This window comes from Sphingorhabdus sp. (assembly GCF_044239005.1).
Taxonomy (GTDB): domain Bacteria; phylum Pseudomonadota; class Alphaproteobacteria; order Sphingomonadales; family Sphingomonadaceae; genus Sphingorhabdus_B.
Genome location: NZ_JBIICH010000049.1, coordinates 1 through 15,229, shown reverse-complemented (window position 1 = coordinate 15,229; position 15,229 = coordinate 1). Strand labels below are relative to the sequence as shown.

The window sequence follows — 15,229 nt, the reverse complement described above, 5'->3', positions numbered from 1 at the left end:
GTGTCGAGAAAGGGATTTTGAACCGGACGGCACGCTCCATCCCCTATGAGCGTATTCAGGATGTCAGCATCGAACAAAAACCGCTCGCCCGCATGATGGGTTTGGGTGAGGTCAAGTTTGAAACCGGCGGCGGCGATGGCGACGATGCGAAACTGAGTTTCGTCACATTGGAGGAAGCAAACCGCCTGCGCGCTTTAATCCGGTCGCGTAAGGCTGGGGTTGCGGTCGCTGCTCCGGCAGATGTGCCAGCGCCTCTGGAAGAAGACGCACACCCGATATTTGCGATGGATAGCAAGCGCGTGTTTGTCTTTGGCCTCTATTCCTTTTCACTCGTGATTTTCGCGGTGCTCGGTGGTCTTGCGCAGCAATTTGATTTCTTGCTGCCTTTTGATTTTTGGGACGTCAAACATTGGATCGGTTTGGCCGAAGAGCGCGGTGTGAGCGTGAACCAGATCAACGGCGTTGGTTTGTTCGCGCAGCTGATCTTGGCCTTCGGTGCCATTACCAGCCTGATTTTCATTGGTTTTGCGACCGGAGTGGTGCGCACGATTTTACGCGAGCATGGTTTCCGGCTGGACCAAACCGCCAAGGGGTTTCGCCGTCGGCGGGGGCTGTTCACACTCACGGACGTTATCATGCCCACGCACCGCGTGCAGGCGGCACTTGTGCAAACGGGGCCATTCCGGAAACGCCGTGGCTGGCACGGCCTGAAATTTGTCAGCCTCGCGCAGGACAGCAAGCAAGAGGCCAACTATGTCGCCGCACCCTTTGCGACACTGGACGAAGTGTGGCGCATCGCAATAGCCGCCGCAATCGCTGCGCCCGATGGTGACGAACAAATGCAGAGGGGCGTTGCCACATATTGGCTGACGCAGTTTGTGTTCATTGTGCCCGTGCTGTTGACCGCCATGGCTGCGTTGGTGATTTTCGCGGACGCCCTCATTGGCCGCACGACATTGTTGCTGTTGTTATTGGTTCTTCCCTGCGCGCTTTTCTGGCTGGACTGGCGGCAGTACCGTTTCGGGCTGGATGACCATCAACTGTATGTGAAGCGCGGCTGGTGGCGGCAACAGATGACGATTGCGCCTCAAGTGAAGGTGCAGAGCGTTGAAATTGCGCAAGGCCCGTTGTCGCGGCGGCAGGGCCTCGCATCCCTTCGGTTCGGCATTGCTGGCGGGACAATGGAGATGATCGCGCTGCCGCTCGCTACTGCTGTCGCTATCCGCGAAGCTGTGATGGAAAAGGTAGCTGCCGTCGATTATTCAGCGATCAATCAATCGCATTAGCAACCTGCGTTTCGATCACGCTGCCATCATCCTTGCGCAAGGTCATGACCACCTTTTTTGCGGCCCAATCAATGTCGATTTGACCAAAGTTGGCAATGCCCCAAAAACCACCTGTCCGGCTTGGGTCGGGTTCGCGGTCACCGCCGTCGCCTTTGCCAAAGGCGAAGTTAAGCGAGCTGGACGTGAAGTCCCATAGCGGCTTGGAAAGGCCCGGCGTATTGGTCTTGTAAAAGCCACCGGAATGCCGGTCGCCGGTTAGGAATATCGCATTATTTACGCGCTTTTGGCTCAATAATGCATACAGGCGGTCGCGCTCTTTAGGGAAATTGGACCAGCTTTCGAAATTATGCGCGTCGGTTATCACCTGCGTTGATGAAATGATGAAGCGCACGTCTGCGGGCTTATCCAGTTCCTGTGCCAACCATTCCCATTGCGCACTGCCCAGCACCGTCGCTTTGGGATCCATGTTGGGGATGTACCAGCCAAGCGCAGGCGATGGATCGCGATAGGGCATGGAGGCGAGGTCGGAACGGAAAAAGCGCGCATCGAGGATGATGAACTGCACCCGCTTGCCCTGTGGACCAATAATCCGGCTTTCATACACACCGGGGCGGGCGCGTACTTCGTCGGATGCACCCCAATAGGTCTCATAGGCTTTTTCGGCCCATTCCTTGAACGCGAACGATCCGCCAGCGTCATTGGCACCATAATCATGGTCATCCCATGTGGTCATCATGGGGACACTGCGGCGGAATCGGTCAAATTCAACACGGCTGTTCAGCTTTTTATAGCTCGCGGCCAGCGTCGGAATGTCCGCCCCATTTGTTGGCCGTATATCGCCATAGACATTGTCACCGATCAACAGAAACGCCTGCGGATTTTGCGCGGCAATCACGTCCCAGAATTTCATATCGCGATTTTCGTTGAGGCAGCTGCCGAATGCAAAACGTGTGATAACCGTATCCGCAGACAATGCTGGATTGGCTGGTGCCTTGGGCAGCTTGACGTCCAGCGCCGCATAATATGGGCGCAATGCCTCCTGCGCGCTTTTTGGTGCGGCCTGCGGCGGGGTGACCGTGCTGGCGCATCCCGAAAGAAGCAGGGCGAATATGGGGAGGGCATATTTCATGAGTGCATCTTGCCTTTAATCAACAATTGGGTTGTCCCATCCTCGCCTTTGGAAAGCAGCGCGTCAATCCCGTATACGGTCGCGAGGTTTGGCGCGGTGATGACATCATCAACCGCACCTTGCGCAAAGATGGAACCGTGATGCAGAAGCACGACATGGTCCGCAAAGCGCACTGCGTGGTGCAAATCATGCAGGACCGCGATGACACCTTTGCCGCTGCGCGCCTGCTGCCGCAACAGATCAAGGATATCGAGTTGATAACCGGGGTCGAGGTTCGCCAAGGGTTCGTCGGCGAGTATCCATTCCGGTTCACCCGCCAACACACGCGCCAGCAAGACACGCGCCCGCTCGCCGCCGGATAACTCGGTAATAGGGCAGTGCGCAAAGCCATCGGTTGCGGTTGCGTGCATCGCGGCGGCAATGGCCCTGCGGTCATCGGCCGACGCCCCTGCACCGCGCGCATGCGGTATGCGGCCAAGCGCAACCAACGCTTCGGACGTGATAGCCCAATGCGTTTCTGCACCTTGCGGCAGCAGTCCAATGCGCCTGGCCCGCGTCGGTGCGGGCATTGCCGCAATATCTTCGTCGCCAAGCTTTGCTGCGCCGCTGTTTGGCTTTCGCAGACCCGCAAGGCAGGCCAGCAATGTCGATTTGCCTGCACCATTGGGGCCAAGGATGACGCTGAATCTTCCCGCTTCAAACGTGGCATTGATTCCCTCAAGCGTCGCTGTGCGGCCATGGGCGAAGCCGAGATTTTGGACATTCAGGTTCATGCTGCACCCTTGCGATAGCGTAACAGCAGCAGCAGGAAGAACGGCGCGCCAAGGACGGCCATGGCAATGCCAAGCCGCATTTCACCGGGGCCGGGGATGAGGCGCACAAGGCTGTCCGCCGTGAGTGTCAAAATTGCGCCACCCAAGGCAGAAGGCACCAAAATGCGGGACGGCTGTTCGCCATAAAAGCTGCGTATGAGGTGCGGCACGATTAGCCCGACAAAGCCGACCACACCCGACACGGCGACCGATGCGCCAACCGACAGGCCAACGCCAAGGACGATCAGCCACTGCAGCCGGAACAGATCGACGCCAAGGCTTCTGGCGCCATTCTCGCCCAAGGTCAGCGCATCCAGCGCGCGGCCGGTGGTCAACAATAACAGCGCGCCAATCGCCATGAACGGCAGCGCGGTGAGCACATCCTCCATCAGCCGGTCGGTCAGTGCGCCCATCAGCCAGTTAATGATTTCGCTGGCGGCAAATGGGTTCGGGGCAATGCTGATGACAAAGGCCGTCAATGCACCCGCCAGCGTGGACAAGACCATGCCGCCCAATATGAACCCGATTGGCCCGCCACCGCGGCCGATTGCCAGCAGCAAAAGGATGCTGGCGCCCGCGCCGATCATCGCACAGCCGAATAGGCCAAAGGGCACAAGGTTGATGCCCAAGAAGATTGCCAGAACGCCGCCCAGAGCTGCGCTGGCTGAAACCCCCAGCACGGTCGGGTCGGCAAGTGGATTGCGCAAATAGCCCTGCAACACCGCGCCCGACAGCCCAAGGACGGCGCCAATGCAAAGCCCAAGAAGCGCGCGGGGTAGGCGAAGCTCCAGGAAAATCCAGCCATCGGCATTGTCGGCGGCCCACGACATCGGCCAAATCCAGACCTTCCCCGCCATTAGCGAAAGCAGGAACGCCGCCAGTGTGAGGCAAAGCAAAAGACCCGTCATGAAACGCGACGTCATTGGCCACCTCCGCTTGCGCGCGCATTGAGCGATGCCCGTGTCTTCGACAAGATCGCGGATACTTTAACGATTGTCGGACCGCCGCAGAATAACAGCTTGTCGGGAAAATCGACGATGCGCGTTTTGTCGCCCAAATGCCGCAACAGCCTTTGCCGGGCGGTAAGCGCGCGGGCATCTTCGCCCTGCGCGCTGGTGGGCATGAAAATGACCGTCGGCGGGTTACGCATCAGCGTCTCCAGCGGCAATATGCCCCATGAGGCCAGCCCAAAATCTGTGCTGGCATTGCGAAATCCGTGGCGCTGTAACAGCTCGTCTTGCAAGGTGCCTTTGCCGGCAACAAACCCGCCATTTTGCCAGATCACTGCTGAAACCGGCGGCTGGGCCTTCGCGGGTTTTGGCAAGGCATTCTCTATGCGTGCAACCAGTTTTTCACCCGCCTCCACCCTGCCAACGGCTTTCGCCAGCGTGCGGATTTGCCCGATGTCCTCCGCAATCGTCGGCGCTACGCCGACCGCCACTGTTTTAATCCCCGCGCGCGCCAGCACGGCATTTGCACCCGACGATGCCAAATTGCCGGTCAGCACCAATTTCGGGCGCGCCAAAAGCAATTCTTCTGCGCTTGCTCCGATGGCGGGATACTGCATGGACCATGACAAAGGCGCAGATGCGCTATCGGGATTATGCGAATATTCGCTGACGGCAGTCACTTGGCCGGGCAACGCGATTTCGGCCAGCACGGCGTCAATGCACGGGTTGTTGGAGACAATGCCATCGGGCACAATTGCACCTTGGTTGGCGCATCCGGCCAGTGCCAATAGGGGCAAAATGCACCAACTGGTTCGCATCAGAATTTGGCCCTGACGCCAACCGCGGCATTGCGGCCAAAGCTGTTATATCCTGCCACGACAGTATACTGCACATCGAATATGTTATCGACGCGGCCATAAAGCTCAAGCCTGTCGTTGATCGGCAATGATGCCCGCAGACCAACCAACGTATAGCCATCAAGTGCTACGCTGTTTGACGCATCGTCAAAGCTATCGCCGATGAATAACACACTGCTGCCCACCGACAGGCCGATGGGTGTTTGCCAGTCGACCGTCAGGCTGCCGCTATGTTGCGGACGTAACGCCAATCGATTGCCGAAATTCGCACCCCCAGACCGGTTAACAGCGTCGACCAGCGTGTAGCTCGCCCGAATGTCCAATCGGTCGCTGGGGTTCAGGTTGAAGCCAGCTTCCACGCCGGTTGATTTCACGCGGTCGATATTTTCGGACTGAAATGTCGCAAAGGAAAATGCGATCAAATCCGTGCTGCGCCGGTTGAAATAGGTCGCGAAAAACTCGGCCTTTCCATCCAATATGTGCTGTTCGAAGCCGAGGTCGAAATTGCGCGCGGTTTCGGGCCTTAGGTCGGGGTTGCCATAAGGTGGCTGACCTTCGCTGAGCGTCGGCGCGCGGAAGCCCTCGCCATAGGTGGCGCGCAACATGGTGCGGCCCTCATTGGGGGTGAAGGCAATATTGCCGCCCAATGTCGTTTGCCCGCCATAATCCTTATACTGGTCATGCCGGACCCCGCCCGTCAGCGTCAGCCCAGCAACAGGGCGAACGATAATCTGGCTAAAACCACTGATGACATGGTTGCGCGCGATGTCGGCTGCAGCGCCCTCAAAAGATGTGCTGGCGAACGACCGTTCATACTCCAAACCAGCGGTAAAGGTCAGGGCGTCGCTGACGTCAAACGCGGCGTGATATTCCGCGCGGTCGATGCTGCCACGGACAATGAAGTTGTTGAAGCTGAACACCACTGGGTCCGTGCCAAGCCGCCGGATATCGGTTCGTGTGTAGGCAATGCGGCTTTGCATGCGGCCATCGAGCGCAACGACATTCGCCCCGACATAGCCGACAAATTGCCGATTTTGGGTGACGGGCAGGGCATTCGCGCCGATCCCAAAGGCGGAATCATATTCCACCGTCGCGTGGTTATAATAGCCGCGGAAATCGAGATTGAAGGCATCGCTGATGTTAACCTTCAACCGGCCATTGCCCGCGACATTTTCAAAGCCATCGCGTTCGGTTCCGCCCGCCAGAGCGGAAATGCCTTGGGCATCGACATATGACCCGCCAAAGCTGCCTTCGAACAGGCCACCGGTTCCGGCGATGTGTGCGTTCATCCCTTTGGTATCGGCGGCACCATATTCCGCGCCAAAGCGTCCTTCGAAACCATCGGCCGGCGCGAGCGATTGGATATTGACCACACCGCCAATTGCTTGGCTGCCCCAGATGATCGAGTTTGGCCCGCGCAGGACTTCCACCTGACCAATATTGCCCGTCATCAGCGTGCCAAAGTCAAACGCACCATTGGGGCTGGTGAGATCATTGATCCGCACGCCATCGATGAGCACCAGCGTCTGCGAACTGTTGCCGCCGCGCAAAAACGCGCTCGTCTGACCACCAAGGCCGCCGCGCGCCGCAACGGTAACGCCGGGCACGCTTTGCAACGCATCGCCGATGGTCGCGCTTTGCAATTGGTCGAGCCGTTCGCGGTCAACGATGTCAATCGCTTGTCCGGTCTCCGATCGCGGTTGTTCAAATCCGCTCGCGGTGACAACGATAACGTCGTCCCATGTATCCGCCATTGCAGACGCCGGCAGCAGCGCAAGCGCCGCAGCCGAATATTTTAACAAGGTCATGGATGTATCTCCTTCGCATGACGTCCAACAAATGTCGTCACGCGGAGGAAAACCCCGATTGCGCCAGTATCCCGCAAGCACAAAGGACAAACCGCAATCAGGCAGGTCTCCTGGCTCCCGGGTCAATGCTCTTGCCCCGCCTTCCCAGTTTCACGGTTACCCGTTTCCCCAGTGGCATATGGAGCAAAAGCTCGCCGGTTACAGTTGCGGGAACAGCGCCGGATTTCCACCGGCTTCCCTATTATCCACGCTCTCGCGCAGACCTGGTGCGTGCGCAAAGGTTACGCCGCTTTTGTAACGAGGGCAAGGGATTCAGCGGCTATGGGCGCCGGCGCTATTTAGTGGCGGGTCTTGCCCGGGCGTTGCATGCCCCAAAATTGCGGGCCTTCGGGGACTTGCCAGCTATGCTTGATAGCAAAACCAAAGCTTTGATATAATGGGATATTATGTTCGTCTGCGGTTTCCAGATAGGCAGGTAATCCATCCTGATCTGCCCGCTCCAGCCCTGCACGAATGGCAGCGCCGCCATAGCCTTTGCCCTGATAGGCCGGGTCGCATCCCGCATAATGTAAATACCAGACAGGCTCTTTTGGCAGATGCTTTTCGATGAGGTCGGCGACTTCAAGACCGCGAAATATCGAAAAGCGCAGCTGCTGGACGAACGGCACGATCAGCCGCGCGGAATCCAACATGCTATCGCGCGCATTCCCCGGACCACGCCATAAAGTGACGGCCTCTATGCCGTCGGTTCCATACACCGCGCCTTTGCGATGTTCGTCGCGCAAGAACAAATGGAACACGCCCGTAAGCCGCTGTGCGCGCAGCTTCGCGTCTGGAATGACATAGCTCCATCCGGTCTCGGTCTGGAACGCGCGCGCCAATGTCTCGGCGATTTCCAGATTGTCCGTTGGCTTCAACAAACGTGCGTGCGGCAAATTAGGCCTTCGCTTGGGTTAGTATCGGCAGATTGCGGACGCGCTTGCCGGTGGCAGCAAACAGCGCATTGGCCAAAGCCGGGGCAGCCGGAGGAACACCGGGTTCGCCAATGCCGCCCATATCCGCACCGCTGTTCAAGAAGTGGATATCCATCACCAAAGGTGCGCCTGCCATTTTCAGCAACGGATAGTCGGCCAAGTTGCTTTGCTGAACCGCGCCATTTTCAAGCGTAATCGCCTCACCAATTGCGGACGAAAGCCCCATGATGATGCCGCCTTCAATCTGTGCCATGGCGGCGTCCGGGTTAACAATGCTTCCGGCGTCCACGACCGTTGTTACCTTATGCACTTTGGGCATGCCGTCGTCACCGACCGACGCCTCGATTACCTGCGCGACGATGGTTCTGAAACTTTCGACCAGTGCAACACCGCGGCCGGTTCCGGCGGGAAGGGGGGAGCCCCAACCGCTGCGCGCAGCCACCTCGTCCAATACGCGCACATGCCGCGACCCTGCTTTCAAATGGTTGCGACGAAACACGACCGGATCTTCGCCCGCCGCATGGGCCAGCTCATCCATGAAGCTTTCATTGTAAAAGCCCTGCTGCGTCGAGTTCACCGAACGCCATGCACCCGTTTGCTGGTTCGAAACATGCGCAAAGTGCCGGCGTGATACCGCGGGCAGGGCATAAGGAAATACCGTTTCGCTCTCGGCGCTTTCGGGTTGGGCATAGTCGTTGCGATATGCCGTTATCCGCTTTTCTTTCGTCAACGACGCCTTCAGCGCGGCGGAGCTTTGCGGGCGATATGCGCCTTGGACGACTTCTTCCTCACGGCTCCAGATAAGCTTCACCGGATAAGGCAATTGCATCGCAAGCTTTGTCACCTGACCGACGATTTCCATATACATGGGCAAACGGCGGCCGAAGCTGCCACCGATCATCATGGGGTGGAAGGTCACATTATCCGCGTCGAGGCCGGATGCCTCGACGGCCATCATCTTGGTCGCAAGTGGGTCCTGCATGCCGCCCCAAATGTTGAGCTTCCCATCCTTAAAATGGGCGGTCAGGGCAAATGGCTCCATCATCGCGTGGTGTAGAAATGGCACCTGATATTTCGCTTCAATCGGTTGTGCCCCAAGACCAGCCTGCACATCACCATCGCCGGCTGTGCTATCGGCTTCACCCTTGGCCATCAGGTCGCCCTGCGCTTTGAAAATGGACGCGGTAGAAATGCCGCCATTGCCGCCGTCCGAAAACTCTGGGGTGAGCGCGCGCAGGCCGGAAATGGCGGGCCAATAGCCTTTCGCCACGACAGCAACCGCATCATCGAGCTTAATGACTTTCTCGACGCCTTTGACCGCGAGGGCAGGCGCCGTGTCTACAGACGTTAATTTGCCGCCACGCACAGGCGCAGCCATGATCGTTGCGACGCGCATATCAGGAACCGAAAAGTCGATGCCATATTGCGCGCTGCCATCGACCTTCGCGGGAATGTCGAGCCGCTGCATCGATTGGCGCATGATGCGATATTGCGATGGATCCTTTAGCTTCGGCGCATTATCGAGCGACAAGGTCGCAGCTTCCGCCGCCAGTTCGCCATAGCGCAACGCACGGCCGGATTTGGCATGGATGACATGGCTGTCCTGTGTCGTCAGTTCATCCGCTGGAACTGCCAGTCGCTTCGCTGCGGTTTCAACCAATGCCAGCCGCGTCGCCGCGCCGACATTTTGAAAGGTCACCCGGCCTGTGAACCGCAACGCCGTGGAGCCGCCGGTCATTTGAAGGTTCATTTGCCGCGCGATGAAGGACAGAAATGATTGCGGAATGCCATTAATGATCGCGGGTTGCCCCGTCATATCGGCAAGGAAAGCGCGTCCAAGCCCCACATTGGCGAATGCCGGTTCGGCGGGTGCAGAAACAACGCGCACCTGATCCCATGCAGCATCCAGTTCTTCGGCCAGCATTTGGGCAAGGCCGGTGTTCGATCCCTGACCAATGTCGGTGTGCGGCGAATAAATGGTGATGCTGTCATCCTCACCAATTTTTAGCCAGGTGGCAAAGCTGTGGCCGCCGTCGCTTTCAAGGCGCGCCTTGGCGGATTTGGCGGCATTGCTGTCGGCGATGGAAATACCGAACAGGCCTGCACCGACGACGGCGACACCACCAATGAGGAAGGCACGGCGCTTGACGCCCTTGCGCTTTGCTGGCGCGGCTGCTTGCATTTCTGCTGTTGGGTTGTCAGCCATTATGCGCCTCCTGCTGCAGGTTTCGCCGCTTTCGCCGCTTGCCCTGTCGCGGCATGTATTGCCTTGCGGATGCGTGGATAGGTGCCGCAGCGGCAGATGTTGGTCATCGCCTCATCAATTTGTGCATCGCTTGGGCTTCCCGTTTTTTCGATAAGCGCCACAGCGGCCATAATCTGCCCCGACTGGCAATAGCCACATTGCGGAACCTGCGCAGAAATCCATGCTTGCTGCACCGCGTGGAGCGTGCCGTCCGCAGATTTCAGACCTTCGATGGTGGTGATCGATTTGCCTGCGACTTCGCTCACGGGAACGCTGCACGAACGGGTAGGTTCGCCATTAACATGGACAGTGCACGCACCGCACGCCGCAATGCCACATCCGAATTTCGTACCGGTTAGGCCAAGCTCTTCGCGAATGACCCATAGCAACGGCGTGTCCGGCTCCGCCGCAAGCGCCACTGGCTTGCCGTTGATCGACGTCTGAATTGCCATGCAAATAAGCTCCTACCCAAATCTGCGTTTCATATAGCAACGCTCCTGCCTCTTTGCTAGCGCATTGCCATGACTATGGGCAGCGCTAACCACGACCGTATCCTTGCCGCCGCAATCGACTGGGCAGGCGCGCCTATGGCGATTGCGACCGTGGTCGAAACCTGGAAATCCGCGCCATGTCCGGTCGGCACGCATATGCTTGTGCATGCGGACGGGCGCTTTGTGGGTTCGGTTTCGGGCGGCTGTGTCGAGGGCGATGTTCTTGAACGCGCGCACATGGTTTTGGCAGGCGCGCCGCCGGTGCTGCGCCGATATGGCGTTGCCGACGATGCGGCGTGGGACGTTGGCCTGCCCTGTGGCGGGGATATTCAGGTGCTGGTCCAGCCGGTTTCCCCCGATGGATTTCCGGCGCATCTGTTTGCCGATATCATGGAGGCGCGTTCGGCAGGTGCGGCGCGGTCGGTTGTGACGGATTTGGAATCGGGCCGAAGTGCCTTGCTGGACGATGATGCGGGTACTGGCTTCGTCAATATCTACCATCCGCCGCGCCGTTTGCTGATTGTGGGCGCGGTCGAAATTGCATCGGCCCTTGCCGCCATTGCGACATCGCAGGGGGTGGATGTCACTTTGTGCGACCCGCGTGGGCGGTTTTTAACTGCGGAACGCTTTCCCGGGATCCGGTTGGATGATCGCTGGCCCGACGACGCGGTTAAGGCCTTTGCGCCCGATAGCCGAAGCGCGATTGTGACGCTTAGCCATGATCCCAAAATCGACGACCCTGCGCTGGCGGCGGCGCTGGCGAGCCCTGCGGCCTATGTTGCTGCGCTCGGTTCCGTCCGGTCGCATCAGGCGCGTCTTGCGCGGCTCTCGGCGGCGGGTGTGAGCGCAGAACAATGCGCGCGCATTGAGGGGCCAGCGGGCGTTGCGATTAACGCCATCAGCGCGCCCGAAATCGCGCTGTCTATCGCGGGCGGCATGATCCGCGCGTTCAACCAAGGGTTGCGTTGATGCAGGCGAAGGACGTGGCGATCGTCCTGCTGGCGGCGGGCAATGCGCGGCGTTTTGGTGCTGATAAGTTGATGGCGGATTTTGAAGGAGCGCCACTGGGTGCGCGTGCGGGGAATGAACTGGTCAGCATTGCGGCAGCAGCGCATTTCGCAGTGTGTCAGCCCGACGCAATTATTGCAGCGCATTATCAGCGTTTGGGCTTTGATATTGTCGACAATCCGAACCCCGGCATCGGGCTATCGGGCTCGCTTCATCTCGCGGTTGAGGCGGCGTTGCGCACCGATGCGCAGGCTTTACTTATCGCGCTGGCCGATATGCCGTTTGTGCAGGCTACCCATGTTGAAGCGTTGATGGCCGCTTGCACCGTTAATGTGGTGGCATCGTTTGACGGACACCAGCCCATGCCGCCTGCTATATTTCCGCGATCTCATTGGCCGGATTTGCTGGCGACAGTTGGCGATGCTGGGGCGCGGCATATTCTGGCTGGTGCCGAAAAACTAACCGCACCTGCGGGCACATTATGCGACATTGATACGGCAGATGATTTGGCCGCTTCAAAAGTCTCGCTTCATCGCATAGACCGTCTGCAATGAACCAAATATCTGCCCGCCCCGCCATCGAAGCTGCTTTACGCAATCCGAACCTTATGGCGGCGGCTGTCGCGCTTTCCGAAAACAGGTTGGAGGATGCAGAACCGCTGTTGCGCGGTCATTTGCGTGATGCGCCGACGGACGTTGCCGCTATTCGCATGATGGCGGAATTGGCCGCGCGTGTGGGCCGGTTGAAAGATAGCGAGGCATTGCTTCGCCGCGCGCTTGAGCTGACGCCTGACTTTGGCGCTGCGCGTGCCAATCTGGCAACGGTGCTGTATAAACAGAACCGGTTCCCAGAGGCGCTTGAGCATCTGAATGCCGTGCTCGCCGAAGACGGTGACAATCCGGTGCAGCAAAATTTGAAGGCTGCGGCTCTTGGGCGGATTGGGGGTTATGAAGAGGCCATCGCGCTGTATCAGGAACTGACCGCGCGTTTCCCCGATCATGCCAAATTGTGGATGAGCTATGGCCATATGCTCAAAACCGTCGGTAATCAGGACGAAAGCGTTGCGGCATATCGTCACGCCATATCGGTGGAACCAACGCTGGGCGAAGTGTATTGGAGCCTTGCCAATTTAAAAACCTACCAGTTTTCGGATGACGATGTTGCGGCGATGGATGCCGCGCTGACGTCGGCCGGATTGGTGGCGGAGGACGCGTTTCACCTGCATTTTGCACTCGGCAAGGCAAGCGAAGAGCGCGCGGATCATGCCGCCGCCTTTGCCCATTATGCCAAGGGCAATGCGCTTCGCAGTGCGGAGCTGAATTATGATCCGCAAAGCGTAAGCACGCAGGTCGACCAAATCGAGGCGCAGTTCACCACGCCATTTTGGGAAGCGCGCGCGGGGCAAGGGCATATGGCGCCAGACCCTATCTTCATCATCGGTATGCCGCGTGCGGGTTCGACGTTGATCGAGCAAATCCTTGCGAGCCATTCCATGGTTGAAGGGACGATGGAATTGCCCGACATTCCAGCGATGGCGCTGCGTGAAGGGCGCGGGTCGGACTGGATTGATGCGACCGTGGCGCTATCCGCCGATGATACGGAAAGGCTTGGCGCAGAGTTCATCGAGCGCACGCGCATCCAGCGTAAAACCGACAAGCCATATTTCATCGACAAGCTGCCCAACAACTGGAATTATCTGGCGTTCATCCGTTTGATTTTGCCCAACGCCAAAATCATCGATGCACGGCGCCACCCGCTCGATTGCTGCTTTTCCAATTATCGCCAGCATTTCGCCAAGGGGCAGGCGTTCAGTTATGACCTTGGCCATATGGGCCAATATTATGCGGATTATGTGCGGGCGATGGCGCATTTTGATGCGGTTGCACCGGGCTATGTTTACCGCGTCATTCACGAACAATTGTTGGAAGATCCGGAGCAGGAAATCCGGAAACTTTTGGAATATCTGGGGCTGCCGTTTGAAGATGCGTGCCTGAATTTCCACCAAAACAAGCGCGCTGTGCGCACGGCGTCGAGCGAACAGGTCCGCCGCCCCATCAACCGCGACGGCGTTGACCAATGGAAGCCTTATGCGGCGCATCTTGAGCCGTTGAAGCACGCACTTGGCAATTTGTGGGAAATTTATCCTGCCGCAGCATAGTTGCTGGGTTGCAACACAGAAATGTAAAATTGTATGAAAACGACGGATAGAGCGAAAATATATTGCGTGGGGACGCAATTGGGAGCCTATTTATTTTAGGGTAACAAGGGAGGGTCGCTGCATGCGCCTACAAAGTCAGAAGTCTAACGTCCGAACAGCTCTCGTCTTGCTGATGACATCAACCGCCTTCGCAGCGCCGGCTATGGCGCAGCAAGCCGCTGAAGAAGACAGCAATGTCATCGTCGTGACTGCGCAAAAGCGTGAACAGAATCTGCAGGATGTGCCGATTGCCATCAACGCGATTGGCAATGAAAAGCTCGACCAGCTTCAGGTCAGCGAATTGCAAGATGTTGTAAAGTTTTTGCCTTCGGTCACCATTCAGCAAGGCGGACCAGGTTTTGCGCAGGTGTATTTCCGCGGCGTAGCGTCGGGTGAAAACGCGAACCACTCGGCATCGCTGCCGACCGTCGGCACATATCTCGACGAAATGCCGATCACGACCATTCAGGGCGCGCTTGATTTGCACGCATATGACCTTGCACGTGTTGAAGCGCTGGCGGGTCCCCAAGGCACCTTGTACGGCGCAAGCTCAATGGCTGGTACATTGAAGTTGGTCACAAATGCGCCCGATCCTTCCGGACTTTACGGCAGCGTGGGCGTTGAACTCAACAATGTTGCGCATGGCGATTTCGGTTCGATTTACGAAGGCTTTGTGAACGTGCCAATCGCCGAAGGCGCAGCAGCGCGTTTGGTCGGCTGGTATCGTGATGATGGCGGCTACATCGACAATATTCAGGGCGCGCGCACCTTTGCGAGCTCGGGCATTCGCCAAAGCAATACCGCGTTGGTTGAAAAGAACTTTAACGACGCTGAAACATATGGCGCACGTTTGGCGCTGGGCATTGATCTAGACGACAATTGGACCATCAAGCCAACGCTGATGGGCCAAGTCCAGAACACCCAGGGCAGCTATTCACAGGAACGTTCCGGCCAAACAACCGGTGAACTGCAAACGGTGCAGTATAACCCTGAGGGCAGCCGCGATAAATGGATTCAGGCCGCGCTGACCGTTGAAGGCAAGATCGGCAATTGGGATGTGACCGCAACGGGCGGACATTTGCGTCGTAAGACAGAAACGCAATTGGACTATTCCGATTATGCCTATTTCTATGACGCGCTCTCTGGATACGGCAATTATTTCTATGACAATGCCGGGAACCTCGTGAACCCGAACCAGTATATCGAGGGCGTTGACACCTATAGGAAAAGCTTCGGTGAATTGCGTGTTGCGAGCCCTGCGGACGCACCCGTGCGGTTCATTGGCGGTCTGTTTGCACAGCGCCAGTCGCATATTATCGACCAAAACTACATCATCGACAATATCGCCGATTCCATCACGGTTACCGGAACCGACAGCAATATCTGGTTGACCATGCAGAAGCGCGTTGACCGCGATTATGCGGCATTTGGCGAATTGACCTATGACCTGACGGAGAAGCTCTCGCTCACCG

Annotated in this window: 13 protein-coding genes and 1 riboswitch; of the genes, 5 read left to right on the top strand and 8 right to left on the bottom strand. The window is 57.9% G+C overall.

The annotated features are described in order from the left end of the window. Positions 1-1,286, top strand: a 1,286-nt coding sequence (locus ACILQA_RS05610; RefSeq protein WP_395628810.1) for a PH domain-containing protein, incomplete at its 5' end; no start/stop codon positions are given. On the opposite strand, the gene ACILQA_RS05605 is transcribed toward ACILQA_RS05610, so the two are convergent. From ACILQA_RS05605 to ACILQA_RS05570, 8 genes are all read right to left on the bottom strand, one after another. Continuing rightward, complete coding sequence (locus ACILQA_RS05605; protein WP_395628809.1) at positions 1,270-2,415, bottom strand: alkaline phosphatase D family protein; 1,146 nt, start codon at positions 2,413-2,415, stop codon at positions 1,270-1,272. The genes ACILQA_RS05610 and ACILQA_RS05605 overlap by 17 nt on opposite strands. Beyond that, on the bottom strand, positions 2,412-3,188 hold the full coding sequence (locus tag ACILQA_RS05600) for an ABC transporter ATP-binding protein (RefSeq protein ID WP_395628808.1): 777 nt from the start codon (positions 3,186-3,188) through the stop codon (positions 2,412-2,414). Before ACILQA_RS05600 ends, ACILQA_RS05605 begins: the two co-directional genes overlap by 4 nt. Continuing rightward, the gene (locus ACILQA_RS05595) at positions 3,185-4,150 is read right to left on the bottom strand and encodes a FecCD family ABC transporter permease (protein ID WP_395628807.1); all 966 of its coding nucleotides are present in this window, start codon (positions 4,148-4,150) and stop codon (positions 3,185-3,187) included. Before ACILQA_RS05595 ends, ACILQA_RS05600 begins: the two co-directional genes overlap by 4 nt. Further along, positions 4,147-4,995, bottom strand: a complete 849-nt coding sequence (locus ACILQA_RS05590; protein WP_395628806.1) for an ABC transporter substrate-binding protein — start codon at positions 4,993-4,995, stop codon at positions 4,147-4,149. Before ACILQA_RS05590 ends, ACILQA_RS05595 begins: the two co-directional genes overlap by 4 nt. Beyond that, positions 4,995-6,842: a TonB-dependent receptor plug domain-containing protein gene (locus ACILQA_RS05585; protein ID WP_395628805.1), complete on the bottom strand. Its 1,848-nt coding sequence runs from the start codon at positions 6,840-6,842 to the stop codon at positions 4,995-4,997. Before ACILQA_RS05585 ends, ACILQA_RS05590 begins: the two co-directional genes overlap by 1 nt. Positions 6,843-6,924: 82 nt before the next feature. Then, a riboswitch (cobalamin riboswitch) is annotated at positions 6,925-7,124 on the bottom strand. Between the two features lie 56 nt (positions 7,125-7,180). Further along, on the bottom strand, positions 7,181-7,777 hold the full coding sequence (locus ACILQA_RS05580) for a GNAT family N-acetyltransferase (RefSeq protein WP_395628804.1): 597 nt from the start codon (positions 7,775-7,777) through the stop codon (positions 7,181-7,183). A gap of 1 nt (position 7,778) precedes the next feature. After that, positions 7,779-10,022, bottom strand: a complete 2,244-nt coding sequence (locus tag ACILQA_RS05575) for a molybdopterin cofactor-binding domain-containing protein (protein WP_395628803.1) — start codon at positions 10,020-10,022, stop codon at positions 7,779-7,781. Further along, the gene (locus ACILQA_RS05570; protein WP_395628802.1) at positions 10,022-10,513 is read right to left on the bottom strand and encodes a (2Fe-2S)-binding protein; all 492 of its coding nucleotides are present in this window, start codon (positions 10,511-10,513) and stop codon (positions 10,022-10,024) included. The genes ACILQA_RS05575 and ACILQA_RS05570 overlap by 1 nt, the downstream gene beginning before the upstream one ends. 69 nt (positions 10,514-10,582) lie before the next feature. Here ACILQA_RS05570 and ACILQA_RS05565 point away from each other — a divergent pair, with 69 nt between their 5' ends. The 4 genes from ACILQA_RS05565 to ACILQA_RS05550 all read left to right on the top strand — a co-directional run. Then, positions 10,583-11,521: an XdhC family protein gene (locus ACILQA_RS05565; protein ID WP_395628801.1), complete on the top strand. Its 939-nt coding sequence runs from the start codon at positions 10,583-10,585 to the stop codon at positions 11,519-11,521. Next, complete coding sequence (locus ACILQA_RS05560; protein WP_395628800.1) at positions 11,521-12,114, top strand: nucleotidyltransferase family protein; 594 nt, start codon at positions 11,521-11,523, stop codon at positions 12,112-12,114. Before ACILQA_RS05565 ends, ACILQA_RS05560 begins: the two co-directional genes overlap by 1 nt. Then, entirely contained in the window at positions 12,111-13,718 is a 1,608-nt protein-coding gene (locus ACILQA_RS05555) for a sulfotransferase (protein WP_395628799.1), read from the top strand. The genes ACILQA_RS05560 and ACILQA_RS05555 overlap by 4 nt, the downstream gene beginning before the upstream one ends. 172 nt (positions 13,719-13,890) lie before the next feature. Beyond that, positions 13,891-15,229: TonB-dependent receptor (locus ACILQA_RS05550; protein ID WP_395628798.1), on the top strand; the 1,339-nt coding region annotated here is incomplete at its 3' end.

Bases quoted from the DNA above. Each gene is read 5' to 3' on its own strand.
- ACILQA_RS05605 (WP_395628809.1), bottom strand. From the start codon at position 2,415: ATGAAATATGCCCTCCCCATATTCGCCCTGCTTCTTTCGGGATGCGCC.
- ACILQA_RS05600 (WP_395628808.1), bottom strand. From the start codon at position 3,188: ATGAACCTGAATGTCCAAAATCTCGGCTTCGCCCATGGCCGCACAGCG.
- ACILQA_RS05595 (WP_395628807.1), bottom strand. From the start codon at position 4,150: ATGACGTCGCGTTTCATGACGGGTCTTTTGCTTTGCCTCACACTGGCG.
- ACILQA_RS05590 (WP_395628806.1), bottom strand. From the start codon at position 4,995: ATGCGAACCAGTTGGTGCATTTTGCCCCTATTGGCACTGGCCGGATGC.
- ACILQA_RS05585 (WP_395628805.1), bottom strand. From the start codon at position 6,842: ATGACCTTGTTAAAATATTCGGCTGCGGCGCTTGCGCTGCTGCCGGCG.
- ACILQA_RS05575 (WP_395628803.1), bottom strand. From the start codon at position 10,022: ATGGCTGACAACCCAACAGCAGAAATGCAAGCAGCCGCGCCAGCAAAG.
- ACILQA_RS05570 (WP_395628802.1), bottom strand. From the start codon at position 10,513: ATGGCAATTCAGACGTCGATCAACGGCAAGCCAGTGGCGCTTGCGGCG.
- ACILQA_RS05565 (WP_395628801.1), top strand. From the start codon at position 10,583: ATGACTATGGGCAGCGCTAACCACGACCGTATCCTTGCCGCCGCAATC.
- ACILQA_RS05560 (WP_395628800.1), top strand. From the start codon at position 11,521: ATGCAGGCGAAGGACGTGGCGATCGTCCTGCTGGCGGCGGGCAATGCG.
- ACILQA_RS05555 (WP_395628799.1), top strand. From the start codon at position 12,111: ATGAACCAAATATCTGCCCGCCCCGCCATCGAAGCTGCTTTACGCAAT.